Source organism: Flavobacterium columnare (assembly GCF_014844295.1).
Taxonomy (GTDB): domain Bacteria; phylum Bacteroidota; class Bacteroidia; order Flavobacteriales; family Flavobacteriaceae; genus Flavobacterium; species Flavobacterium columnare.
In genome coordinates, this window is record NZ_CP054494.1 from 2934538 (window position 1) to 2958388 (window position 23851).

27 protein-coding genes are annotated in these 23851 nt (G+C 28.7%); 19 read left to right on the forward strand and 8 right to left on the reverse strand.

Annotated elements, in window-relative coordinates; genetic code table 11:
- Positions 1-578 precede the first annotated feature (578 nt).
- Both HUE53_RS12905 and HUE53_RS12910 read right to left on the reverse strand, forming a co-directional pair.
- A complete protein-coding gene (locus HUE53_RS12905; RefSeq protein WP_014164499.1) occupies positions 579-1007 on the reverse strand; it encodes a hypothetical protein in 429 nt (142 codons plus the stop codon).
- On the reverse strand, positions 991-1218 hold the full coding sequence (locus HUE53_RS12910) for a hypothetical protein (protein ID WP_148265423.1): 228 nt from the start codon (positions 1216-1218) through the stop codon (positions 991-993). The genes HUE53_RS12905 and HUE53_RS12910 overlap by 17 nt, the downstream gene beginning before the upstream one ends.
- Positions 1219-1589: 371 nt before the next feature.
- On the opposite strand from HUE53_RS12910, the gene HUE53_RS12915 reads away from it, so the two are divergent.
- The 7 genes from HUE53_RS12915 to HUE53_RS12945 all read left to right on the forward strand — a co-directional run bounded on the left by HUE53_RS12915 (position 1590) and on the right by HUE53_RS12945 (position 7178).
- Positions 1590-2825 carry an SGNH/GDSL hydrolase family protein gene (locus HUE53_RS12915; RefSeq protein ID WP_014164497.1) on the forward strand — a complete coding sequence of 412 codons (1236 nt, stop codon included), beginning with the start codon at positions 1590-1592 and terminating at the stop codon, positions 2823-2825.
- A gap of 1 nt (position 2826) precedes the next feature.
- Positions 2827-3189, forward strand: coding sequence for an acyltransferase (locus HUE53_RS12920; RefSeq protein ID WP_065213630.1), 363 nt, complete (start codon positions 2827-2829; stop codon positions 3187-3189).
- 284 nt (positions 3190-3473) lie between these two features.
- Positions 3474-3800 carry an acyltransferase family protein gene (locus HUE53_RS14555; protein ID WP_225556222.1) on the forward strand — a complete coding sequence of 109 codons (327 nt, stop codon included), beginning with the start codon at positions 3474-3476 and terminating at the stop codon, positions 3798-3800.
- Between the two features lie 422 nt (positions 3801-4222).
- Positions 4223-4936 carry an AAA family ATPase gene (locus tag HUE53_RS12930; RefSeq protein ID WP_014164494.1) on the forward strand — a complete coding sequence of 238 codons (714 nt, stop codon included), beginning with the start codon at positions 4223-4225 and terminating at the stop codon, positions 4934-4936.
- A gap of 4 nt (positions 4937-4940) precedes the next feature.
- Complete coding sequence (locus HUE53_RS12935; RefSeq protein WP_014164493.1) at positions 4941-5675, forward strand: YggS family pyridoxal phosphate-dependent enzyme; 735 nt, start codon at positions 4941-4943, stop codon at positions 5673-5675.
- 167 nt (positions 5676-5842) lie between these two features.
- On the forward strand, positions 5843-6226 hold the full coding sequence (locus tag HUE53_RS12940; protein ID WP_014165862.1) for an ISAon1 family transposase N-terminal region protein: 384 nt from the start codon (positions 5843-5845) through the stop codon (positions 6224-6226).
- Between the two features lie 34 nt (positions 6227-6260).
- The gene (locus HUE53_RS12945; RefSeq protein WP_454951484.1) at positions 6261-7178 is read left to right on the forward strand and encodes an ISAon1 family transposase; all 918 of its coding nucleotides are present in this window, start codon (positions 6261-6263) and stop codon (positions 7176-7178) included.
- A gap of 172 nt (positions 7179-7350) precedes the next feature.
- Here the strand turns inward: HUE53_RS12945 and HUE53_RS12950 are convergent, their stop codons facing one another.
- Positions 7351-8001, reverse strand: a complete 651-nt coding sequence (locus HUE53_RS12950) for an HAD family hydrolase (protein WP_014164492.1) — start codon at positions 7999-8001, stop codon at positions 7351-7353.
- A gap of 95 nt (positions 8002-8096) precedes the next feature.
- On the opposite strand from HUE53_RS12950, the gene HUE53_RS12955 reads away from it, so the two are divergent.
- The 4 genes from HUE53_RS12955 to HUE53_RS12970 all read left to right on the forward strand — a co-directional run bounded on the left by HUE53_RS12955 (position 8097) and on the right by HUE53_RS12970 (position 11211).
- Entirely contained in the window at positions 8097-8639 is a 543-nt protein-coding gene (locus tag HUE53_RS12955) for an RNA polymerase sigma factor (protein ID WP_014164491.1), read from the forward strand.
- 30 nt (positions 8640-8669) lie between these two features.
- Positions 8670-9059, forward strand: coding sequence for a hypothetical protein (locus HUE53_RS12960; RefSeq protein ID WP_014164490.1), 390 nt, complete (start codon positions 8670-8672; stop codon positions 9057-9059).
- Between the two features lie 18 nt (positions 9060-9077).
- Positions 9078-9530 carry a hypothetical protein gene (locus tag HUE53_RS12965; RefSeq protein WP_014164489.1) on the forward strand — a complete coding sequence of 151 codons (453 nt, stop codon included), beginning with the start codon at positions 9078-9080 and terminating at the stop codon, positions 9528-9530.
- A gap of 196 nt (positions 9531-9726) precedes the next feature.
- The gene (locus HUE53_RS12970) at positions 9727-11211 is read left to right on the forward strand and encodes an aminotransferase class V-fold PLP-dependent enzyme (protein WP_065213632.1); all 1485 of its coding nucleotides are present in this window, start codon (positions 9727-9729) and stop codon (positions 11209-11211) included.
- A 359-nt stretch (positions 11212-11570) separates the two neighbouring features.
- Here the strand turns inward: HUE53_RS12970 and HUE53_RS12975 are convergent, their stop codons facing one another.
- From HUE53_RS12975 to HUE53_RS12985, 3 genes are all read right to left on the reverse strand, one after another.
- Complete coding sequence (locus HUE53_RS12975) at positions 11571-12341, reverse strand: patatin-like phospholipase family protein (RefSeq protein ID WP_041253157.1); 771 nt, start codon at positions 12339-12341, stop codon at positions 11571-11573.
- 96 nt (positions 12342-12437) lie between these two features.
- Complete coding sequence (locus tag HUE53_RS12980; RefSeq protein WP_014164486.1) at positions 12438-13139, reverse strand: SIMPL domain-containing protein; 702 nt, start codon at positions 13137-13139, stop codon at positions 12438-12440.
- A gap of 55 nt (positions 13140-13194) precedes the next feature.
- On the reverse strand, positions 13195-13836 hold the full coding sequence (locus HUE53_RS12985) for a rhomboid family intramembrane serine protease (protein WP_014164485.1): 642 nt from the start codon (positions 13834-13836) through the stop codon (positions 13195-13197).
- A gap of 106 nt (positions 13837-13942) precedes the next feature.
- Between HUE53_RS12985 and HUE53_RS12990 the strand changes: the two genes are divergently transcribed.
- Positions 13943-14812, forward strand: coding sequence for a lysophospholipid acyltransferase family protein (locus HUE53_RS12990; RefSeq protein ID WP_041253156.1), 870 nt, complete (start codon positions 13943-13945; stop codon positions 14810-14812).
- 174 nt (positions 14813-14986) lie between these two features.
- Here HUE53_RS12990 and HUE53_RS12995 read toward each other — a convergent pair whose 3' ends face one another.
- Both HUE53_RS12995 and HUE53_RS13000 read right to left on the reverse strand, forming a co-directional pair.
- A complete protein-coding gene (locus HUE53_RS12995) occupies positions 14987-16447 on the reverse strand; it encodes an aminoacyl-histidine dipeptidase (protein WP_014164483.1) in 1461 nt (486 codons plus the stop codon).
- 403 nt (positions 16448-16850) lie between these two features.
- Positions 16851-18827 carry an alpha-ketoacid dehydrogenase subunit alpha/beta gene (locus HUE53_RS13000; RefSeq protein ID WP_014164482.1) on the reverse strand — a complete coding sequence of 659 codons (1977 nt, stop codon included), beginning with the start codon at positions 18825-18827 and terminating at the stop codon, positions 16851-16853.
- 171 nt (positions 18828-18998) lie between these two features.
- Here HUE53_RS13000 and HUE53_RS13005 point away from each other — a divergent pair, with 171 nt between their 5' ends.
- The 7 genes from HUE53_RS13005 to HUE53_RS13035 all read left to right on the forward strand — a co-directional run bounded on the left by HUE53_RS13005 (position 18999) and on the right by HUE53_RS13035 (position 23833).
- A complete protein-coding gene (locus HUE53_RS13005) occupies positions 18999-19952 on the forward strand; it encodes an isopenicillin N synthase family dioxygenase (protein WP_014164481.1) in 954 nt (317 codons plus the stop codon).
- A 76-nt stretch (positions 19953-20028) separates the two neighbouring features.
- Positions 20029-20358, forward strand: coding sequence for a translation initiation factor (locus HUE53_RS13010; RefSeq protein WP_014164480.1), 330 nt, complete (start codon positions 20029-20031; stop codon positions 20356-20358).
- A gap of 39 nt (positions 20359-20397) precedes the next feature.
- Positions 20398-21264 carry a nucleoside phosphorylase gene (locus HUE53_RS13015; RefSeq protein ID WP_014164479.1) on the forward strand — a complete coding sequence of 289 codons (867 nt, stop codon included), beginning with the start codon at positions 20398-20400 and terminating at the stop codon, positions 21262-21264.
- A 22-nt stretch (positions 21265-21286) separates the two neighbouring features.
- Positions 21287-21811, forward strand: a complete 525-nt coding sequence (locus HUE53_RS13020; protein ID WP_041253327.1) for a GNAT family N-acetyltransferase — start codon at positions 21287-21289, stop codon at positions 21809-21811.
- Positions 21812-21819: 8 nt separating this feature from the next.
- Positions 21820-22422 (forward strand): GNAT family N-acetyltransferase, encoded by a 603-nt coding sequence (locus tag HUE53_RS13025; RefSeq protein WP_014164477.1) that lies wholly within the window; start codon positions 21820-21822, stop codon positions 22420-22422.
- Positions 22415-22966, forward strand: a complete 552-nt coding sequence (locus HUE53_RS13030; RefSeq protein WP_014164476.1) for a hypothetical protein — start codon at positions 22415-22417, stop codon at positions 22964-22966. Before HUE53_RS13025 ends, HUE53_RS13030 begins: the two co-directional genes overlap by 8 nt.
- A 21-nt stretch (positions 22967-22987) precedes the next feature.
- On the forward strand, positions 22988-23833 hold the full coding sequence (locus HUE53_RS13035) for a substrate-binding domain-containing protein (protein ID WP_014164475.1): 846 nt from the start codon (positions 22988-22990) through the stop codon (positions 23831-23833).
- Positions 23834-23851: the final 18 nt, after the last annotated feature.

The following is a 23851-nucleotide window of genomic DNA, read 5'->3' on the forward strand; positions in this document are numbered from 1 at the left end:
AAGACTTATTTTATTGATAAGCAAGTGTTTATGTTATTATGAATGTGCCTTCTAATACCTAATCTGGGGTAACTTTATTCAGTTAGTATACTCTAAACAGTGAATAAATAATTTCTAAACAATTGATTTTAAAAAACATAAATTAAAAAATACTCGTTATGAGATTTTTATTTATTGATAAAATAAATTGAGATACCTATTTTTTATTTTAGATAGTTTATCTAAAACTAATTATAACTATTTTATTTCTATAATAAAAGAAGTAAATTACATTGATAAATAAATAATAGTAGTGTATAAAAAATTTTAACCTTTTCTGTTTAAAACCAATTAGGTATTGGATATTATTTTACCCCTTTTTTTAATAAATTTAAATCTTTATAAAAATTTTAAAAACAAAAAATGGAGAACTATTCAAAATTTGTTATTCTAACTAAGAACCCAGATAATACAACTTTAGAATTGGTGACTCATATAGATAATAACTCTAAAACACTTACTCTGTATTGTAAGTATTTTATTTACAGCCTATTACATCTTATTTGCTTTTAGTCTTTTTTTAAGAGAATTAGCTAACATTAGGTAGGTGTCTTTTCGTTATTATTACTCTTCACTTTACTCATAAAAATCGAAGCAATTACAACTAACATTACACCTGAAAATACACTACCAATAATTTCGTGTTTTTCAATTATTAAGGTGTAGGACAAATACATTCCCCCTGAAAGCAGTACAAATGAAAAAAGAAGACCTAAATAATTTATCCATCTTGAGCCTCTTTCTGTTTTTGAAACTATCTGTAACCTTTTATTGAAAGCACCATGCCTGAAATCCTGTTCTTTCTCTGCTCTTTCTTTAAGCCAAGACATTATATTAGGGTCTAATTCTGATAGTTTTTTAATTTCTGAAGCATCTGGCAATAGATTATCATCAAAAACTTCTTCAATTGTATGTCCTTGATGAGAATGAGATCGTGTTAATTGAGCTTTTCTACTTTGTTTTGCCATTTTTTAACTCTACCGTTATTTCTCCTTTGGCCTTTAAGGTATCTTTTAAAAAACTATTCAAATCGTTTCTTAAATTTTCTCGATCTTCAAAAGCCGTTGGGATATGAGAAACATTCATGATATCTTTACGCATAGTATCAAGGTCACTACTTCTTTTGTAAGTGTAGTTTCCTGTAAAAATATCCGCTAAATCAGATAAAAAATCGACCATTTTTAAGTTTTGAATCATATTTGAATATACAATCTTACAACAAATTTAATCATTTTTAATTATTTATCAATAAATCAAAGCTAAATTAATCATAAAAACCTAGTAATCAACTAAAAGGGCATAAAGTTATTTCAATAGTTGCTAAAAAAAATAAGATAATTTGTAAGTGTAAACATCCCTTTTGTCCCTAAGTCTTGATAATAGTAAATATTCTACTTCTAGAAATTCATTTGTTTTTATAATAATCATTTTAGTATTTTTACAGAGTTTAAGACTTTATGAGGCTTTAAAAAATAAGTTAAACATTAGTTTAGTAATATGATTTTTAATTCTCATAAACAAATATTCTAGATACAGATAAAACAAAAAATATGAAAAATATAATATTACTAGTCTTCTTTTTATCTAACTATCTAGATTTTACGGCTCAAGAAAAAGTGTTATTCATAGGAAATAGCATGACCTATTTTAATAATATGCCAATATTATTTCAAGACCTTGCAAAAGCAAAAGGAAAAAATGTTCAAGTCCAACAATATGCGTTAGGAGGAACGGGTTTTGTAAATCATATAAACGATAATAATATTTATAATTTATTTGCGTCCCAAATTTGGGATACAGTTATTCTCCAACCTGGTACAGGAGAATCAGCAGGTATATCTTCTCCTACAAAAACAACAATAAATAGAGGAAAACAACTCATAGATTCTATACGTAAGTATAGTCCTTGTTCTAAAATAATATTATATGAAATATCAAATGGTATTGAATCCAACAACAATGGCGGAGGCAAATACGATAATTATTTTATAAGTCAAACAAAAATAAAAGATTCTATAACCGCAATTGCACATGGTATGAAGATACCTTTTGCCTCTGCTGGTGAATGTTTTAAACAACATTACATTTCCAATCAGGATCTTTTACTGCATTCGACTTATAACGATGTACACCCTGGCTTAAAAGGTTCTTATCTTATTGCTTGCTCTATATTTAATACATTATATCAAGAAAATATAGAACCTTGTAATTTTTATGGAGGTATTAATGATGCTACTGCCATCTATCTACAAAAAATAGCTGACAATGTTATTCTCAAAAACAAACCCAATTGGCTTATAAATACTTATAATTTACATACTGATTTTTCATTTTTACTAAATGGAATGAATATACAATTACAAAATACATCTACTAATTATGATTCAGTATCTTGGAATATTAATAACGAATACAGAACAAATGAACTATCTCCTAGTTATAATTTCAGAACTACAGGTTTAAAAACGATTCTATTGACAACCCATAAGAACGGATGTTCAGAATCCAGTACTCAAACCATTGATATTTCACCTTTAAGTATAGATCAAATTAGTGAAACAAATTACCGCTATTATCCTAATCCTGTTAAAGATTTATTTTATTTAGAAACTATAAAGAATTCTACAATTAAATTTAGTATTACTGATTTAAATGGAAAAATTATTGTACCAGAAAAAATATTAGAAAAAAATTATATTGATTTTAGTTTTTTAAACAAAGGCTTATATTTAATTCTTATCCATCAGGGAAATACAATGAATACCATTAAACTAATAAAAAACTAAAATGAATAATGAAAACTTGAGTTGGATAACTTCTCTAAGGGTTTTAGCAACATTTAGTGTGATACTTTTACACGCTTCATCAGGAATATTATATCGGTATGGAACCATTTCTAATGTAGATTGGTGGATAGGTAATCTTTACGATAGTTCTGTTAGATTTTGTGTTCCTATATTCTTAATGATTTCAGGTGTTTTAATTTTATCTAAAACCTATGAGAATAATACCGAATATTTTAAAAAAAGAGTTTTAAGAATCATTTTTCCGTTTTTATTTTGGAGTATATTCTATATTTTATTAGATCTTTTGCACAAATTTTATACGGGAGAAAATTTAACTTTTTTACAAATTTTAAAATTTATATAGAGCAAATTAAAAACTGGAGCTAGTTTTCACTTATGGTATGTTTATATGATCATTGGGCTTTATTTAATTTTTCCTATTATTGGAAAGTGGTTAAGCCTTGCTAACAACAATGAAATAAAATACTTTCTTATAATCTGGCTAATTACAATTTTTATAAAACTCCCCCTAATCAATCAATTAATTCCAAATATTGAAATTTCTTATTTTTCAGGTTACATAGGATATCCTGTTTTAGGGTATTACCTTAACAGGGTAAATTTTAATTTTTAAAAAAAAAGAAAATTATCTACACTTTTTTCATTTTAATTGGAATTTTAACAACAATATGCGCCACTTTTTTTGCAACGAAATATAAAGGGAAATTTTATGAAGGTTTTTATTCATATCTAATGCCAAATGTTTTGATCGTTTCAATAGGTATTTTTTTAGTATTCAAGGATTTTATAAAATTCAACTCAAAAACGATTTCTTTCTTTAGCAAGTATAGCTATGGCATATATTTAATACACATTTTCGTAATGACAAATTTGGAAAAATTAGGGTTTTCTTATACATTCATAAATCCGATAATTGGAATTCCAGTAACAAGTATATTGTGTTTTATTATTTAAACAATAATTATTCGAAAAATAAATAATTTGTCCTTTGGAAAATACATATCTGGGTAAAATATAAAAATGATTCGTTTTTTAGTTTAGATTAAATCTTCGCTCCTTTTTATTTAGTTAGTACAAAATAAAAATAGAATTGGTATTTACTAAACTGACAACTTAGTAAATACCAATTAAACTCTTTTTAATAATTTAAATCTTTCTACCTTCTCCCCTATCTAAGTTATTTAAATACTTAAAATAGATTTGCTTTTGTTAGTTTTCCTAACTAAATTTGAAACCATTAAATTTTTCCAAAATTATAAAACTTATGCCATATATTAGAAACAGGATATAATCTAAAGATAAAACCAGAATTTATATAAAATAGGAATAAAAACATTATAAATTTTTATTTATTCTGTTATTAAATAAAAAATGAAATGAATTTGCATAATCTCATCATCAACGACAAAGAACAAATATCCCTAAATGATATATTTCTAGAAAAAACCAATAAAATAAATATTGAACAACTCATAAAAGAACACACATATTTTGATCAATTAAATAAATATGGTTTACCTATAAACAATAAAATTTTACTTTACGGTAGTTCAGGTTGTGGTAAAACTATGACTGCCAAAGCTATTGCACAAAAGCTAGGTAAAAATATTCTAATCCTTAACTTGAGCAATATAGTTTCTTCACGTATAGGAGAAACCTCTCAAAATCTTAAACAAATTTTTGATAAAGCAGCCAGAGATCAAGCCGTTTTATTTTTAGATGAATTTGATCAAATCGGAAAAGCAAGAGGAAATGATGATAAAGATGTAGGAGAAATGAGAAGATTAGTAAATACAATTATTCAACTTATAGATTATTTTCCCAATAAGGCTTTATTAATATGCGCTACCAATCATGTTGAAATTATTGATACAGCTCTAATAAGACGTTTTCAGTTACAAATACATTTTACAATACCTCAAAAAGAACTTCTAGATCAGTATTATAACAATCTTTTATCATTGTTTCCTACAAATTTACAGCATATAGATCGTAAGTATAATATTTCCTTTGCCCAAGCCAAAGATCACGCATATAACATTATAAAATCGATATTGATTAAAAGTTTAGAAGAAAACCAAAAAATATAAATCTATGACTGAAGAAATTTTAAAAAATATAGCTATCATAAAAAAACGAATAAACGATGCTTGCAAAAATAGTAATAGAAACCCTGATGAAGTTAAATTACTCCTAGCAACTAAAACCGTTTCAGCTGAACGCATTAAAATAGCATTAAAAGCAGGTAATTACTTAATAGCTGAAAATAAAGTACAAGAACTAAAAGAAAAACATGACTCATTAAAAGAATTTAATCATACAAATCATTTTATTGGACATCTACAAACAAATAAAATAAAAGATCTATTAAAATATAATGTTTCATGTATTCAATCACTCGATCGTTTAGACTTAGCTGAAAAATTACACCAAAGATTACAACTTGAAAACAAAAGTATAGACGTCTTAATACAAGTAAATACTTCAAAAGAAAAAAGTAAATTTGGAATAGATCCTAATGATGTTAGTAATTTTATAAAAGAAGTAGCTCAGTTTAATACCTTAAAAATAAAGGGACTTATGACCATAGGCTTATTTAGTGCAGAAACTAATAAAGTTAAAGAATGTTTTTGCTTACTTAAAAATATCCAAGAACAAATAAGAACCTTAAATATACCCAATGTAGAAATGCAAGAACTTTCAATGGGTATGAGTGGTGATTTAGAAATTGCCATAGAGGAGGGAGCAACAATCATAAGAATTGGTACTGCCATATTTGGACAAAGGCTATACCCCGATAGCTATTATTGGAATGAAAATAAAAATTAATCCTTTTAAAAGAACAAACAATTAAAAACTATCTAAAATTAAATTCTAAAATAGAATAATAAAAATACATTAGGACTATACGGTATAGTCCTAATGTATTTTTATTACAAATTCAGGCTCACATAAAAAATATGGGGAGTAATTGTAAATTGCGACAAAAAAAGTAAATGGATTTTTCGATACTTTCTGCTTTTCTACCCGAAGAATTATTATGTCATTTTGATATTGTTGATTTTATAGAATTAGGAGATATTCAAACAAAAAAGGATTGCTTTTATATCTATCTTGATGAAAAGAACATTATTCCCGAAGGTTTCATTTCAGAGGAATATGAGTCAAAAGGCTTTTGTGAGCGTACTTTGATACAAGATTTTCCAATACGAGGAAAGGCTGTTTATTTAGGTATCAGAAGACGTAGGTGGCGAAATACAGTAGATAAGTCAGAAATTAAAAGCGATTATTCTTTTATTGCAGAAGGTTCCAAATTAACTGTTGAACTTTCGGATTTTTTAAAAGGTACAGGTAGAGACCCGAGAAGATACGATAAGTAACATTGCCAGTTATTATGGCATTAAAGCTGATTTACTGCGAAGACATTACAAAAAAAGAATCAGTGGTTTTACAAGTTGGAAACAGTTAGAACATGCCGAAAATTATCTGATTTACCCCGAAAATATTGGGGAGAATTTAAGTATTGATGAAGTAAGATTGTCAAAAGGTGAACTGTATACTTTTGTAACCAATAAACAAGGAAGAGGCAAAAAGAAATCCTTAGTGGCGGTTATAAAAGGCACCAAAAGTCAGGACATTATTGATGTGGTTACTAAAATTCCACTTTCGCATAGAAAACAAGTAAAATCGATAACACTTGATATGGCAAACAATATGCAATCAGCATCAAGAATGTGTTTTCCTGAAAGTTACCTTGTCACAGACCGTTTCCATGTGGTAAAGTTGGTAATGGAAGCTCTCCAGCATTTAAGGATAAAATATCGCTGGGAGGAGATTGAAAAAGAGAATCAAGCTATCAAAAAAGCAAAGGAGCAAGCAATAAAATACATTCCAATAACTTTTGAAAACCAAGACACACCCAAACAACTATTGGCTCGATGTCGTTATATCATTGCCAAGAAACCCAACCAATGGACAGAAACCCAAAAAGTGCGAGCCCAAATATTGTTCCAACATTATCCTCTAATACATCAGGCATATAAACACACCCAAGAGTTTAGAAATATTTATGAATACACCTCAAAAGAAGAGGTTAAACAAAAAATATTGAATTGGATATCCAAAACCAAAGAATTAAAAATGACTGTCTTTAATACCGTTGCCAATAGTTTAAATTATCATTTGGAAACAATTGTAAACTTCTTCATAAAAAGACATACAAACGCAAATGCTGAATCCTTTAACTCAAAAATAAAACTCTTCAGAGCTAATCAAAGAGGTGTGATGGATACTAAATTCTTCCTCTTTAGAATGGAGAAACTTTTTGCTTAATCCCCAAAAAATTAATCTGAGCCCAAATTCAATCTTTAAAAAATAATAAAATAGCTGATTTTTTTTGAAAACTATATAATAATAATATTTATTGAATTATCTAACATACTATAGCCTACAAAATAACTTTATAAATCTATTTAAAAAAACAAGTATATTTTAATAAATTATTTTAGATAATTTCTTTTAAAAAATTAAATTCCTTAAAATGTTGAATAATTTCATCGGCTAATGATAAATCTTGAAATTTTGAGTTAGCACTATTATATCCTACACAATAAATTCCAGCAGCATGAGCTGCTTGTATACCATTTGTACTATCTTCAATTACTATACAGTTTTCTTTAGGTGCAATTGAAAGTGAAACAGCATGTAAAAATATAGCTGGATCCGGTTTTGATTTAGGGAAATCCTCTCCACTCACCTTATGGGTAAAATAAGGATCTAAATCAAACCGTTTAAATACACGATTTATTGTACTTTTTGAAGCCGAAGAAGCTAAAATAAGTTGAATATTTTGAGCATATAACTTTTTTATTAAATCCAAAACACCTTCGATTAATTCTAAATCAGGTTTTGTATCAAACGCTTCATTAAAAAGTTCTCTTTTTCTTAAAACAAGAGATTCAACCTCATGATCTAAATTAAAAGTTTCTTTTAATTTTTGAAAAACATTACGCGTAGAATTTCCCGTAAAAGAAGCATACATAGCGTCTGAAACCTTTATTGACAATTCTTTGAAATGCTCGTAATAAGCATATTTATGAACAGGTTCCGTATCTACAATAACACCATCCATATCAAAAATAACTGTTTTAATCATAAATTTTAATTTTCAGTCAAAGATACAAAGCCTTTTTATATTAAAAATTAAACCTTTTTAAATATCTTTAGTCTTATACCCAAACAACCTACACTTTGCAAAACGAAAAATTATTTTTAACGGAGCTTTTAAACCCTAAAACTCAAAATGAAGCTTTTAGAAGGTTAATTCGTGAATATCAAAAGCCATTATATTATCATATAAGGAATATGGTGTCTGATCATGATGACACAGATGATATTTTACAAAACACATTTATAAAGGTTTTTCAAAATCTTAAAAATTTTAAAGGCGAAAGTAAACTTTATTCCTGGATGTATCGTATTGCTACAAATGAAACAATTACTTTTTTAAATAGTAGAGCAAAAAAAAGAGGGGGCTCTAATGAGGATTTAAAAGAAAAAATAGTACAAAAATTAGAAGCAGATATACATTTTGATGGAGATGAAATTCAACTAAAATTACACCAAGCAATAGCTTCCTTACCTGAAAAGCAACAACAAGTTTTTAAGATGAAATATTTTGAAGAATTAAAATATGAAGAAATTAGTGAAATTTTAAAAACCTCAGTAGGTGCATTAAAAGCCTCCTATTTTCACGCAGTTAAAAAAATTGAATATTTTTTAAACACAAATTAAACCTTTTATCCTAATTCATGTCTTATTAATATGAAACACATCAATTTAAATACAGACCCAAAAATAAACTCTGGTTATAAAGTTCCTGATGATTATTTTCTAAATTTTGAAGATCGTATCATGTCACATATTAACCAAGAGATAGATACTCCAAAAATAATTTCATTTTGGAAGAAAAAAAACATTTGGATTTATGGAATTGCGGCCACAATAATAATTTCCATTTTTACTTGGATTTATTTTAATCAAACCAATACTTATAGCCTAACTTCAACACAAGAGTACCTAGCTTATTCAGACGAAATAACTCCTGAAGATCTAGCTGATTATCTAACCCCTGAAGATCTAACTAATTTAGAAAAAGAACTTAATTCTATAGATCATCAAACGGCTATTTATCTAAATGAATATTTAAATTAACTATTAAAAATAATCGTCATGAAAAAAATAATTATACTCCTTATATTCATACTAAACCAAACTACTTTTGGACAAGGAAGAGAAGAAAAAATTGAAAAAATAAAAGCATTACGAGTGGCTTTTATATCCGATCGGTTGAATTTAACCCCTGAAGAAGCTCAAAAATTTTGGCCTATATTTAATCAATTTGATGATAAACATTTTGAACTTCAAAAACAAAAAAAGAAATTAATACACCAATTAAATACCGAAGAAATCAATTCTCTTTCAGATAAAGAAATTCAAAATTTAATGGATCAAGAAGAAAAAACAGAAAATGAAATTAGACAAAATAAACAAGCATTGGTGAAAAATCTACAAGGGATTATTACGAATCAAAAAATTATACAATTAAAACAAATAGAAATAGAATTTAAACAAAAATTACTGAATCAAATCAAAGAAAAAAAGCAAAGAAAATTTGAAAAATAAAAGATTATAGCCCTAAAATAAGATATCTTTTTTATCTACTAAAAAGACCTAAAGAAATAAATGTCTGGTTATTCTAAAAAAATATTTTTGTTTCGTTCCGAATTTAGTCTCTATTGTAATAATTTGTTAATCATTTTTTTAAAACTCTATTCAAAAATAAGTAAATAATGTATATTTGAAACCAAATAAGAAACAAATGATTACAACCGAAAAATCTACAACATTAGAACAATATTTTTTAAAATTTAGAGAAAATATTGTGGGGATTAATCAAGAATTTGATTCTCCTTTTGGAATAAAAAAAATCATTTATACAGATTGGACTGCTTCTGGAAGACTATATAAACCAATTGAAGAAAAAATCTTAAACGATTTTGGTCCTTTTGTAGCAAATACCCACACAGAAACTACAGTTTCAGGAACGGCTATGACTATGGCTTATCATCAGGCTAGAAAAATTATAAAAAAACATGTAAATGCTGATGAAAATGATGTATTAATTACTGATGGGACAGGAATGACTGGTGTAGTTAATAAATTTCAAAGAATTTTAGGTTTACGAATCTGCGAAAATCTAAAAATTTATACTAGTATCCCTAAAGAAATAAAACCTATTGTATTTGTATCACACATGGAGCATCACTCTAATCAAACATCTTGGTTAGAAACTATTGCCGATGTCGTAATAATTCCTGCTAACGAAGAAGGTCTTTTTTGTTTAGAAAATTTTAAAAAAATCATACAACAATATAAAGATAGAAGTTTCAAAATAGCTTCTATAACTTCTTGTTCAAACGTAACAGGTATCAAAACGCCTTATCATGAAGTAGCAAAAATAATGCATCAAAACGGAGGTGTATGCTTTGTAGACTTTGCTTGTTCAGGACCGTATGTAACAATTAATATGCACCCTGAAGATCCAGAAGCTTATTTAGATGCCGTTTTCTTTTCTCCTCATAAGTTTTTAGGAGGCCCTGGAACCTCTGGTATACTTGTATTTAATAAAAATCTATACAAAAACAATGTTCCTGATTGCCCAGGAGGAGGAACCGTATCATGGACTAACCCTTGGGGAGAACATAAATATATTGACAATATTGAAGATCGCGAAGACGGAGGTACTCCTGGTTTTCTTCAAGTTATAAAAACAGCATTAGCCATTCAATTAAAAGAAAAAATGGGTGTGGCTAATATTCTTGAGCGCGAAAAAGAAATTGTTAAGTATATTTTTAAAGAATTAAGTAAAGAAACTAATTTAGTCATTTTAGCAGGACAACATCAAGACCGATTAGGTGTTATTTCTTTTTATATAGATAATTTACATTATAACTTAGGCGTTAAAATATTAAATGATCGTTTTGGTATTCAAACTCGTGGAGGATGTAGTTGTGCGGGCACCTATGGACACTATCTATTACATGTTGACCAAGATAGATCAAATGCTATTACTTGTAATATAAACTCTGGCAATTTAACCGTAAAACCTGGATGGATACGAATGTCTATTCATCCTACCACAACTAATGATGAAATCCAATATGTTTGTGATGCTATCTCTTCTTTAGCGCGAAATCATCAAGAATGGTCCAATGATTATGAATACAATTCTAAAACAAATGAGTACACACACACAAACGCACAACCTATTGATACTCTAATTCAAAATTGGTTTGAAATATAAACTATATATAAAAACCAATCTTTATAAAAATTATCTAAAAAAAGACACACCCTCATGTCTTTTAATTTCAATCTAGCAAGCAATAAAGAGGCTGTCCTAACTTTTTTTGGACAGCCTCTTCTATCGTTTAAGCAACAAATTGATTCCTACAACAGCATTTTTCAAATTATACATTAACCTTTTGATAAAAATGAAAAGGCACTGATTTTTTACTCCAGCTCTAGTTTTACATTGAGAATAAAAAAGCGAGTACTTTTTTAGATTTAAACTCATTTTTATTTACAATAAATTTCTAATACATAGTCTTCTGGATTTAAGCTCCTTTTTAAACTTTTCATACCTTTAAAAAATAAAAAAGATTAACTCATTTTAGAAAATGTTTTTTGGGCTTCCTTGTAACCTATTGAAAAAATTTCATCCATTTTTAATTTATTGGTCTCAAAAGTACCAAATTTAGATAATTCTTCTGGCTGAATAAGCCAATCACAGTTAGCAAACTTATGAGCACTGGAGTTTCCAAAAAGTAAATCAAAAGCACGAGCGGTTACAGATCTAATAGAAGTAAGATCTTTTGGTTCTATCTTTTGTATGGGACTAACATAAACTCCTATACAATAGTCACATCTTCCTTGCAACAAATCAGTTGGAAAATGATTTAAAATTCCTCCGTCACTATATAAATTTCCTTCAAATTCATAAGGCGAAAAAACACCTGGAAATGACGATGATGCTAAAATGGCATCTACCACACGTGTTGTTTCGTCAAAAACTCTTAATTTACCTTTTACTAAATCAGTTGCAGTTATATGTATTTTAATCGGTAAATCCCCAATCCTTAAGTCTTTAAATATTTTATAAAAATACGATTCAAAGGCATTTGCATCTATCAATCCTGCTTTAGAAAATGTAAAATGTTTCCAATGAAAAAAATAAATAGATCTAAAAAAATCTAAAATTTCAAGAGGAGACTTTCCTACCGCATACAAAGCTGCAATAATAGCACCAGCACTAGTTCCTGAAATAATTTTAGGTTCTATTCCGTTCTCGTTCAAAAAATGTAATACACCTGCATGAGCCAAGCCTTTACTCCCTCCACCAGAAAGCACTATACCTATATTTTTTAAATTCATTTTATAAAAAGGGAAATTTACCAAAAAAATTCAAACCCATCATTTAACTTTATCTAGAAGATATTTTTGTTATTAAATAAAATATAATTCATATTTTTATTCAATAACAAATGCTGCTTGTACATTTACCACTACAGTCATTTCTCCCACTGCTAAAATATCTTTATTTCCACCGTCTTGTAGAGTCTCAGCCATCATAGCTGATTTATACATCATAGGTTGTTGTTGTGGATAATAAGAAGATGAATTATCTGTTATTAAAAGAATTTTTCCTACTTTTTGTCCTAAAGCAGATACAAAGTCTTCTGCTTTTTGTTTTGCATTTAACATTGCTTTTTTACGAGCTTCTTTTTCTAATTCTTCTAATTTTGAAGTTTTAAATTCAACACTTCTAATGTTAGTTATTCCTGTATCTGTAACTCCTAGCATGAAATCATTATATTTTTTTATGTCTTTAAATAAAATGGTTATTGTTTGATTAGCATAAAAATTATATTTCTTTTTTTCATAATCATAATTTTTATTAAGATTTACATCTGTTGTCTGATAATCAGAAGCTGAAATACCATATCCTTTTATATATTGAATAAGTTTAATGATGATATCATCATTCATTTTTTTTGCAGTAGCTGCATCTTTAGCTGTATTTTCAACCCCTAAAGTAATTAAGCATTGATCAGGAACTGTTTTTATTTTACCTTCTCCTGAAACATTTATTTGTGGAACCTGTTGTTTAAATTCTTGTGCTTGCATCATAAAGGACATTAGAAATAATAAAGAAGTGATTAATTTTTTCATTTGATATACGATTTTTGATTAAATATTTTTTTTAAACATTACAAAATGTATGCCATTATATTTTTTTCATTTTTGTCAAGAAAAAAAGTATAACAATAGGAATAATTAACAAAATAACCATTCTTAAACTTGTAATTAAAATACTAGGTTGTATTAATATTGTAGATAGTAAACCTCCTAATGCTCCTCCAAAATGAGCTTCATGTCCTATATGATCATTTTTAGCTTTCATACCATAAATGGAATACAACAAATATCCAATACCAAAAACATAAGCTGGAATTGGGATTGGAATAAGAAAAAGATACAAATCTATTTCAGGATTCAATAAAATGGCAGTATATAATATACCCACTACTGCTCCAGAAGCTCCTCTAGCTCGGTAATTAAAAGTGTTTTTATGATAAGCCATAGATAATAAGCTTCCTGAAAATAAACTTACCATATAAATTATTAAAAACACATTAGATCCCAAATTATAAATAACAATGGGTGCAAACATATATAAGGTAAACATATTAAAAAAAAGATGCCCCCAATCATTATGTAAAAAACCAGATGTAAACATTCTTATTTGTTCTCCTGAACGAATTTTGCCTACATTAAATTCATAGTGATTAGAAAAATTGTAATCTGTAAAACCTTTATAACTTACAAAAACAGTAACACCTATTAGCAATAATAATATTAAATTCATTGAGTCTATTTTTACTAGCAATATACTACATTTTATAAGAATAGTAAATAATGAAATTCCTTTATTAAATAAATTTAATAAGTTATATTTGCCTTAAAATATTAAGATGCAATTACTCGTTTATTTACTACTATATCCTGTAATTTGGTTTATATCAATACTACCTTTTAAGCTATTATATCTTTTGTCTGATGGAGTCTATTTTTTTATTTATTACATTATAGGCTATAGAAAAAAAACAGTACGTCATAATCTAGTAATTGCTTTTCCTCATTTATCTTCTGAAGAACGATTATTTATAGAAAAAAAATCATACAGACATCTTTGTGATATGTTTTTAGAAATGATTAAAACCTTAAATATTTCAGAAAAAGAAATGGATAAAAGGTACCAATTTACTAATTTAGATATTTATAATAAATTAGAAGAGCAACAAAAAAGTGTAATCATTATGCTAGCCCATTATGCAAATTATGAATGGTTAATAGCAATGAATAAGTATATTAAATTTGAAGGATTTGGTGTATACAAAAAAATTAAAAATCCTTATTTCGATAGGTTGGTAAAAAAAATTCGTTCTAAATTTAAAGCTACACTAATAAGTACAAAAGAAACGTCTAAAGTTATAGAAAAAAACGATACAAACAACAAACTATCAGCGTACGCATTTATTAGTGATCAAACACCAAAAGCATCAAGTAATATGCATTGGTATCAATTTATGGGCAAAGAAGCACCTATCCATATTGGTGCAGAGATGTTAGCAAAACGTTTTGATATGAATATTATTTTTTTAAAAGTAAAAAAAATACAAAGAGGTTTTTATCAGGCAACATTTGAAATTTTATCAGATCAGGTGAAATCTGTTCCTAATTTTCAAATTTCAGAAAATTTTATAAAAAAAGTAGAAGAACAAATTTATGAAGCTCCGGAATATTATATGTGGACTCATAAAAGATGGAAACGTACTCGATAAACAAAAAATTAAAAATATTTGGGTCTTTAAAAAGAGTATAACTTAGGATGTAGTTTTTCACTTCAACCAACAGGAGAAATCTTATTCATTATAACTATTCATTTGTTACTTCGTTCGAGCCTCCCTATGGTCGAAATAACAAGATTTCGACCTTGAGAGGATAGCCTTTTGTTTTTATTTTTGAGGAATATTTTGTAAAATTTCTAAAACAAATTTCCAATATTTTTGAGCAGAAGAAATACTAGCTCTTTCATCAGGACTATGTGCTCCTTTTATTGTAGGTCCAAAAGAAATCATATCCATTTCAGGATAATTAGTTCCTAAAATACCACATTCTAACCCCGCATGACAAGCTACTACATGAGGTTTTGAACCATTTTGTTTTTCATACAAAGAAGTTAACACATCTAATATTGGTGAATTAACATTTGGTGTCCAACCAGGATATGATCCTGAAAAGATAACTTCACAACCAAATAATTCATAAGCTGAACGCAAGGCATTTGCTAAATCAAATTTTGAGCTTTCTACTGAAGAACGCGTTAAATTTTGAATTGATATTTGTCCTTCTTTCACAACTACTCTTGCAATATTATTTGACGTTTCTACTAAATCAGCCATATCAGGACTCATACGATAGACTCCGTTGTGAGCTGTATAGATGGCACGTAATAAACCTTCCTGAACCCCTAAATCCATTACTTTTGTTGGTAAATCTGATTTTTCAATCAAGATTTCAAGATGGGGTTCCATCGTCTTGTATTCTGATTTGATGTCATTAATTATTTCTTGCATATCAAAAACAAAAGCTTCATCATACATTCCTGCAATAATTACTTTAGCTACGCTTTCACGCGGAATAGCATTTCGCAAACTTCCACCATTGATTTCAGCAATTTGAAGACCAAAATTTTCGAAGCCATCAAACAGTAAACGATTCATGATTTTATTAGCATTCCCTAATCCTTTATGAATATCCATTCCTGAATGTCCTCCTTGTAACCCCTTTACAGTAATTGTATAACCTACAGAACCTTCTGGAGTTTCTTCTTCATTATACTCACGTTCAGCTGTTACATCTACTCCACCAGCGCATCCAATATCAATTTCATCATCTTCTTCGGTATCTAAATTCAAAAGAATTTCACCAGATAACAAACCTCCTTTTAATCCTAAAGCACCTGTCATTCCTGTTTCTTCATCAATAGTAAACAAGGCCTCAATAGCAGGGTGAGCCATAGTAGTACTTTCTAATATAGCCATTATAGTAGCTACACCTAAACCATTATCAGCTCCAAGCGTAGTTCCTTTAGCTCTAACCCAATCACCATCAACATACATTTCAATACCTTGCGTATCAAAATCAAAAAGAGTATCATTATTTTTTTGACAAACCATATCTAAATGCGATTGCATTACAATAGTTTTTCTGTTTTCCATTCCTACTGTAGCAGGCTTTTTAATAATTACATTACCTACTTCATCTTTTATAGTTTCTAGACCTAATTTTTGTCCAAAATCCATCATAAAAGCAATCACACGTTCTTCTTTTTTAGAAGGACGAGGTACCGAATTTAAATCGGCAAACTTGTTCCAAAGAGCTTTGGGTTCAAGGTTTCTTATTTCCTGACTCATTTTTAATTGTATTTTTATAAAGTGTCAAATTTACGAAGAATAGTATACCTAATATTTTTTTTTATTAACCTATTTTTAGAACTACTTTCATTTATATAATTTTAGTTAGAAAACACCGTTTACTAGCTCTTTTCCTAATTTTTTTTAATCAACAAATTCTATGAATTTGATTAAAATAAACACATACTGTTTTCCATTTTTTTGTAAACTCATCTATTAAGTTCTTTAATTTAAAAATAAAAAGGATATTTTGTTTAGACTATTTGGTCATACTGTTTTTTTAGATCTACTTAATCAAAAAACTGAATAAAATTAAAAAATGATTATTTCCTTAATACAATTTTAGATCAAATCCATTGATTTTGGACTTGATCTAAAACAATGGCTAAAAGGCAATTAAACACTAATAAGCTAAAAGTTTTTTTAATTCTTCTTCAAAACGCATTTTTGGTAAATATTGATCTTCTAATGATTTTATAAAAGGAATTGGAGTTTCTAAACTTCCCACCCTATAAACTGGAGCATCTAAAAATTTAAAACAATTTTCCATAATTAATGCGGAAATATCATTAGCTATCCCTCCAAAAAGGGTATCTTCTTGTAAGATAATGGCTCTGTTTGTTTTCTTAACTGATTTGTAAATTGTTTCAACATCTAGGGGTTGAAGTGTTCTTAAATCAATTAAATCAGCAGATATATCTGGATTATTATTTAAAGTTTCTAACGCCCAGTGCACACCTGCTCCAAAACTAATAATAGTCGCATGACTACCCTCTTTTATAAGTGAAGCTTTACCAAATGGTAGTGTGTAATAATCTTTTGGTACATCTTGATAGACTGAACGATAAAGTATTTTATGTTCAAAGAAGAGGATCGGATTGGGATCGTTAATAGCAGTATTTAACAAACCTTTTGCATCATAGGGAAATGCAGGATATACCACCTTTAAACCAGGTATTTTTGTAAACCATGCTTCATTTGTTTGGGAATGAAAAGGACCTGCTTGTGTACCACCTCCACAAGGCATACGAACTACTACATCTGCTTTTTCCCCCCAACGATAATGTTGTTTTGCAAACAAATTAACGATAGGATTAAAACCTGTGGAAACAAAATCTGCAAATTGCATTTCTACAACTGATTTGTACCCATTAATAGATAATCCATTTGCGGCAGAAAGAATGATACTTTCACAAATAGGTGTATTTCGTACCCTCTCTTTTCCAAACTCATTAACAAATCCTTCTGTAATCTTAAACGCACCGCCATATTCAGCTATATCCTGTCCCATAAGAACCAAATTAGAGTGCTTATCCATAGATTGTTTTAGTGCTTGTGAAATAGCATCTACAAAACGAATATTTTCTATTTCTGCATTAGGATTTATTTTTTCAAAATGATAAGGAGCATACACATCATTTAGTTCATTTTCTAAATTGGCAACGATAGCTGGTTCTTCTTGTACTTTAGACCAGTGTAAATCAATTTCCTCTTTTATTTCTTTATGAATTATATCATCTTCTTCATCTGAAAGAACCATTGTGATTTTTAAATATCTTCGATACTTTTCAATGGGATCTTTTTCTGACCAATGTTGTATTAATTCTTCAGGTACATATTTAGTCCCACTGGCTTCCTCATGACCACGCATCCTAAAAGTTTTGCATTCTATTAAAATAGGACGAGGATTTTGGATCATTGATTCTTTTAATTCAGATATTAGGTTGTATACTTCAAGAATATTATTACCATCTATTATATAACTCTCTATTCCATAACCTATTCCTCTATCTGCTAAATTTTCGCATTTATATTGTTCGTTGATAGGTGTAGAAAGACCGTATCCATTGTTTTCTATAATGAAAAGAACAGGTAACCCCCAAACGGATGCCACATTTAATGCTTCATGAAAATCACCTTCTGAAGTAGCGCCTTCTCCTGTAAAAACAGCAGTAACTTTATTATTATTAGCTAATTTATTAGCTAATGCAATACCATCAGCCACTCCCATTTGTGGTCCCAAATGAGAAATCATACCTATTATTTTATACTCTTGTGTTCCAAAATGAAAAGAGCGATCCCTTCCTTTAGTAAAGCCGTTTGATTTACCTTGCCATTGAGAGAACAATCTTTCTAAGGGTATTTTTCTAGTTGTAAAAACACCTAAATTACGGTGCATAGGTAATATATATTCATCATCACTAAGAGCTGCTGTAACCCCAACTGCTATTGCTTCTTGCCCAATCCCTGAAAACCATTTTGAAACCTTTCCTTGTCGAATCAAAATCAACATTTTTTCTTCAACCAATCGAGGTTTTAAAAGTTGCTTGTAAAGTACCAATAAAGCATCATTTGTTAAATCTTTCCTTTCAAAATTCATAATTAATTTAGTTAGCTATCTCAAAAATAAAGATTAAAAATTCAGTAAAACTGACAAAAGTTAGTTTTTTTATAATTGTTAATAACTTTTATTTAAAAATCAAACATTTTATATTTACTTTTGTTCTATCAGGTATTATACCAATTGAAGTTATTAACAAAAACTAAGACAATGCAAAAAATTCCTAGTGTTGACTTACGTGATTTCCTATCGGATGACCCGGTACGTAAACAAAAATTTGTAAATGAAATCGGAAAAGCCTACGAAGAGATTGGTTTCGTAGCATTAAAAGGTCACTTTTTAAATGACAAGTTAGTTGAAGATTTATACACTGAAGTGCGTAATTTCTTTAATTTACCATTAGAGGTAAAATCAAAGTATGAAATTCCAGGTATTGGAGGACAAAGAGGCTATGTATCCTTTGGTAAAGAACATGCTAAAGGTCGTTCTGCTGGTGATTTAAAAGAATTTTGGCATTTTGGACAGTATGTTTCAGAAGGTTCTAAATGGGCTGGAGAATATCCTGACAATGTGGTTGTAGAAGAATTGCCTAGTTTTAATGAAGTAGGTAAAGAGGCTTTTCAGATGTTAGAAAAAACAGGGGTTTACGTATTAAGAGCATTATCTTTATATGTGGGTCTAGATGAATATTATTTTGATAATTTTATTAAAGATGGCAATTCTATATTAAGACCAATACACTACCCTCCTATTACAGATGAACCTAAAGATGGTGCGGTACGTGCAGCAGCTCATGGTGATATCAACTTGATTACTTTATTAATGGGAGCTCAAGGAAAAGGCTTACAAGTTCAAAATCACGCAGGCGAATGGATTGATGCTATTGCTCAAGAAGACGAACTAATGATTAATGTAGGCGATATGTTATCTCGTCATACAAATAACAAATTAAAATCAACGATTCACCAAGTAATTAATCCTCCTAGAGAATTATGGGGAACTTCACGTTTTTCAATTCCTTTCTTTATGCACCCTGTTAGTGATATGTCATTAAATTGCCTAGCAGAATGTATAGATGAAAAGAATCCTAAACTATTTGAAGATATTACAGCTGGCGAATACTTAAATGAGCGTTTAGTTGAATTAGGATTGTTAAAAAAATAACTTACCACTAAGTATTAAAAATTGGGAGTTAAAAATTTTAAGTAATTTTTAATTCTCATTTTTAATTTTCGTCAAAATGGATTTACAAGATCAATTAAAAAAACTATTCCCTGACCATATACCCTCAAATAATCCTATTGAGGAAGACAAATCACATGAATTATTGGTTCAAAAAGAACCTATGATTTGTAAATATGAAAAGAGAAAAGGAAAACCCATCACCATTATAGCTGGCTATGAAGGGGACGATGAAGATTTCAAACTTTTAGCTAAAGAAATAAAAAACAAATTAGCTGTTGGAGGAAGTTTTAAAGACCGAGAAATCCTTATTCAAGGAGATTACCGCGATAAAATTATGGGGATCTTAAAAGAAAAAGGATTTAAAGTAAAACGAGTTGGAGGTTAAGTCCGATTTCGAAATTTAAAATTAAAAATTTTAACATTTATGATTAAAAATTCAGAACTTATATTAAACCCAGATGGTAGCGTTTATCATCTTAATTTAAAACCATCAAATATTGCAGAAGATATCATTATTGTTGGTGATCAATATCGTGTTGAAAAAATTACAAAACATTTTGATTCAATCGAATTTTCAACACAAAAGAGAGAGTTTAAAACCCAAACAGGAACTTATAAAGGAAAACGTATAACGGTATTATCTACAGGTATTGGCCCTGATAATATTGATATTGTAATGAACGAACTAGATGCTCTAGTAAATATTGATCTAGAAACTAGAAAAATTAAAGACCAATTAACGTCTTTAAATATCATTCGAATTGGTACCTCTGGTTCATTACAAGCAGATATACCTGTTGATAGTTTTGTCTTATCTAAATATGGTTTGGGATTAGACAATATGCTACGCTCCTATTTAATTGATAGCATTACCGAAAATGAAATAGAAGATGCCTTTATCTCACAAACCAATTGGGATATGCGTAAAGGAAAACCTTATGTTATAGCTGGAAGCGAAATCTTAGAAAAACGTTTAGAAAGCGATACAATTTTTAAAGGATTTACAGGAACAGCTGGTGGGTTTTATGGACCACAAGGACGTGTTCTTCGTTTAAATATTCAAGATCCTCAATTAAATAGTAAAATGGATTCTTTTCATTTTAATGGTACACGTATGACTAATCTTGAAATGGAAACCTCTGCTATTTACGGATTAGGAAAACTTTTGGGACATAACTGCTTATCTTTAAATGCTGTCATTGCAAACCGAGCAAACGGAACCTTTAGTGAAGATCCTTATAAGGCTGTAGATGCTTTAATACTTTATACGCTTGATAAATTAGTTGAATAATAGCAAATCTATTATCCTAAAAATGGTACAAAAATTAGAAAGCAAAAGGTTACTCTTTAAACCATTTGAAATGAGTGATGCAGAATCATTGTTTAAAATGGATAAGAATCCTAATGTACATAAATATCTGTGGCAACAACCTGTTCAAAATATTCAAGAAGTTGAAAACACTATTAAAAGAGTTTTAGAACAATACAAACGAAAAAAAATTGGAAGATATATTACTATTTTAAAAGAAACAGGTGAATTCATTGGATGGACTGGTATTAAATTTGTAGATGATCACACAGAAAATGGTAATACTAATTTTTACGATTATGGTTACAGACTAGATGAACGTTTTTGGGGTAAAGGATATGCAACTGAAGCAACACAATTTTGGTTAGAATATGGTTTTAATGAAATAAAATTCAAAGACCTACACGCATACACTCATTCTGAAAATGCGGCTTCCAACCATATCTTAAAAAAATGTGGATTCAACTTCATGGAAAAATACATAACAAACAATAATGTATCATGGAATTGGTGGAAAATTATTAAATAAGTTAGTGAATGGATTTTATTTTAGAAACATCAAGATTAATCATGCGTCCCTTAGAAATAGAGGATTTAGAAATATTATATACAATAGATTCTAATCCGAATGTTCATGAATATTTATGGAATGCTCCTGCAACTGACATCAATCAAACAAAATTCGTAATAAATTCTATTTTAAGTCAATATATCAAACATAAAATAGGTAGATATGGTATCATACTAAAAGAAACTAATGAGTTTATTGGTTGGGGTGGTCTCAAGTTTAACGAAAATACGGTTAATAATCATAAAGATTTTTATGATATTGGTATTTGTATAGCACAAGAACATTGGAATAAAAAGTTGGGTTTTGAAGTTTTTCAAGCATGGATAAAATACGCATTTAAGCATTTAAATTTGCCCAAATTATACGCATATACACAAACAAAAAATCACAGTAGCAATAAAATGGCAGAAAAAATTCAGATGCGTATGACAAATGAATTCGTATATGATGATCAGAATTGGAACTGGTATGAATTAGGCACACTAAAGTACAATATGATTATTTGCAAAGAAATAATTAAAGATATAGAAATCAAAATTTCACCTATTGTAACAAATAATCATGAATAACCTTTTTCTTTGGTTAAAGAACAGAGAGATTTCTACTTGGGAAGAATTAACTACATACGTCCAAAAAATCCCGTATGGAAGGAATAGTATACGTGATGATTTTTCACTTGTTGTAACAGAAAATAGAGGAACTTGTAGTTCAAAACACGCATTACTCAAGTCTCTAGCTCTGGAATTTAATCAAGAAAATGTAGAGCTCGTTTTAGGCCTCTTCAAAATGAATGCTATAAATACTCCTCCCCTAAAAGAAATTTTAGAAACAAATGGTATTAAGTACATACCTGAAGCACATTGCTATTTAAAAATAAATGGTAGATCTAAGGATTATACAAATGAAAATGCTCTTTATTCTAAAATTATGGGAGACATTATTAATGAAATTATAATTGAGCCTAATCAAGTAATTCAATACAAAATAGAGTATCATCAGATGTTTTTAAAAAATTGGCTTCTTGAAACCAAACAAAATAAAACATTTGAAGAAATTTGGTATATCCGTGAAAAATGTATTGCTAAATTATCTGATAATGAGATCTTTTTTTAAAATATTTTCTATAATTTAAATATGAAAACAGTAAAAATTGTTGGAGTTCCGGAACATTTTAACCTACCATGGCAACTATGTATAGAAAACGGAGAATACGATCAAGTAGGAATTGATCTACAATGGACTGATATTCCAGAAGGAACAGGAAAAATGTGTCAAATGTTACGCAACAATGAAGCTGATATTGCGGTAATTTTAACAGAAGGGATTATAAAAGATCTTGCTTCAAATAATCATAGTTCAATTGTCCAATGGTATGTTCAATCCCCTTTAATTTGGGGAATACATGTTAACGGCTCTTCTAGATACAAGCAATTATCTGATTTAGAAAACACTACAAGCGCGATCTCAAGAATAGGATCAGGTTCTCATTTGATGAGTTTTGTAAATGCAAAACAACAAAATTGGGATTTAAATAAATTAAACTTTGATGTTGTTAATACAATTGATGGAGCTGTAGAATCCTTACAAAAAGGTAATGCAGATTATTTTTTATGGGAACGTTTTATGACACAACCATTAGTAGATCAAGGTATTTTTAGAAGAATTGGCGAATGCCCTACTCCTTGGCCTTCTTTTGTCATTGCTGTTCGAAATGAATTTTTAGAAAATAATTTAGCTACATTAGAATTAATTTTAGAAATTATTAATAACACTACTATAGAGTTCAAAGATATTCCTAGTATAGATAGAACATTAGCCGCTCGGTATAATCAAAAATTAGAAGACATACAACAATGGCTTAAACAAACACGATGGTCACAAAAAAAGATAGATCAAAAAACATTTAATAGAATTCAAAATCAATTATTAGAATTTAATTTAATAGAAAACGAATTATCCTTTGAAATGATCGTAAAATAATAAGCCTTTTTTACGTGA

Excerpts from the sequence above, each read along its gene's own strand:
- HUE53_RS12905 (WP_014164499.1), bottom strand. The coding sequence starts at position 1,007 with ATGGCAAAACAAAGTAGAAAAGCTCAATTAACACGATCTCATTCTCAT.
- HUE53_RS12910 (WP_148265423.1), bottom strand. The coding sequence starts at position 1,218 with ATGGTCGATTTTTTATCTGATTTAGCGGATATTTTTACAGGAAACTAC.
- HUE53_RS12915 (WP_014164497.1), top strand. The coding sequence starts at position 1,590 with ATGAAAAATATAATATTACTAGTCTTCTTTTTATCTAACTATCTAGAT.
- HUE53_RS12920 (WP_065213630.1), top strand. The coding sequence starts at position 2,827 with ATGAATAATGAAAACTTGAGTTGGATAACTTCTCTAAGGGTTTTAGCA.
- HUE53_RS12930 (WP_014164494.1), top strand. The coding sequence starts at position 4,223 with ATGAATTTGCATAATCTCATCATCAACGACAAAGAACAAATATCCCTA.
- HUE53_RS12935 (WP_014164493.1), top strand. The coding sequence starts at position 4,941 with ATGACTGAAGAAATTTTAAAAAATATAGCTATCATAAAAAAACGAATA.
- HUE53_RS12940 (WP_014165862.1), top strand. The coding sequence starts at position 5,843 with ATGGATTTTTCGATACTTTCTGCTTTTCTACCCGAAGAATTATTATGT.
- HUE53_RS12950 (WP_014164492.1), bottom strand. The coding sequence starts at position 8,001 with ATGATTAAAACAGTTATTTTTGATATGGATGGTGTTATTGTAGATACG.
- HUE53_RS12960 (WP_014164490.1), top strand. The coding sequence starts at position 8,670 with ATGAAACACATCAATTTAAATACAGACCCAAAAATAAACTCTGGTTAT.
- HUE53_RS12965 (WP_014164489.1), top strand. The coding sequence starts at position 9,078 with ATGAAAAAAATAATTATACTCCTTATATTCATACTAAACCAAACTACT.
- HUE53_RS12970 (WP_065213632.1), top strand. The coding sequence starts at position 9,727 with ATGATTACAACCGAAAAATCTACAACATTAGAACAATATTTTTTAAAA.
- HUE53_RS12975 (WP_041253157.1), bottom strand. The coding sequence starts at position 12,341 with ATGAATTTAAAAAATATAGGTATAGTGCTTTCTGGTGGAGGGAGTAAA.
- HUE53_RS12980 (WP_014164486.1), bottom strand. The coding sequence starts at position 13,139 with ATGAAAAAATTAATCACTTCTTTATTATTTCTAATGTCCTTTATGATG.
- HUE53_RS12985 (WP_014164485.1), bottom strand. The coding sequence starts at position 13,836 with ATGAATTTAATATTATTATTGCTAATAGGTGTTACTGTTTTTGTAAGT.
- HUE53_RS12990 (WP_041253156.1), top strand. The coding sequence starts at position 13,943 with ATGCAATTACTCGTTTATTTACTACTATATCCTGTAATTTGGTTTATA.
- HUE53_RS12995 (WP_014164483.1), bottom strand. The coding sequence starts at position 16,447 with ATGAGTCAGGAAATAAGAAACCTTGAACCCAAAGCTCTTTGGAACAAG.
- HUE53_RS13000 (WP_014164482.1), bottom strand. The coding sequence starts at position 18,827 with ATGAATTTTGAAAGGAAAGATTTAACAAATGATGCTTTATTGGTACTT.
- HUE53_RS13005 (WP_014164481.1), top strand. The coding sequence starts at position 18,999 with ATGCAAAAAATTCCTAGTGTTGACTTACGTGATTTCCTATCGGATGAC.
- HUE53_RS13010 (WP_014164480.1), top strand. The coding sequence starts at position 20,029 with ATGGATTTACAAGATCAATTAAAAAAACTATTCCCTGACCATATACCC.
- HUE53_RS13015 (WP_014164479.1), top strand. The coding sequence starts at position 20,398 with ATGATTAAAAATTCAGAACTTATATTAAACCCAGATGGTAGCGTTTAT.
- HUE53_RS13020 (WP_041253327.1), top strand. The coding sequence starts at position 21,287 with ATGGTACAAAAATTAGAAAGCAAAAGGTTACTCTTTAAACCATTTGAA.
- HUE53_RS13025 (WP_014164477.1), top strand. The coding sequence starts at position 21,820 with ATGGATTTTATTTTAGAAACATCAAGATTAATCATGCGTCCCTTAGAA.
- HUE53_RS13030 (WP_014164476.1), top strand. The coding sequence starts at position 22,415 with ATGAATAACCTTTTTCTTTGGTTAAAGAACAGAGAGATTTCTACTTGG.
- HUE53_RS13035 (WP_014164475.1), top strand. The coding sequence starts at position 22,988 with ATGAAAACAGTAAAAATTGTTGGAGTTCCGGAACATTTTAACCTACCA.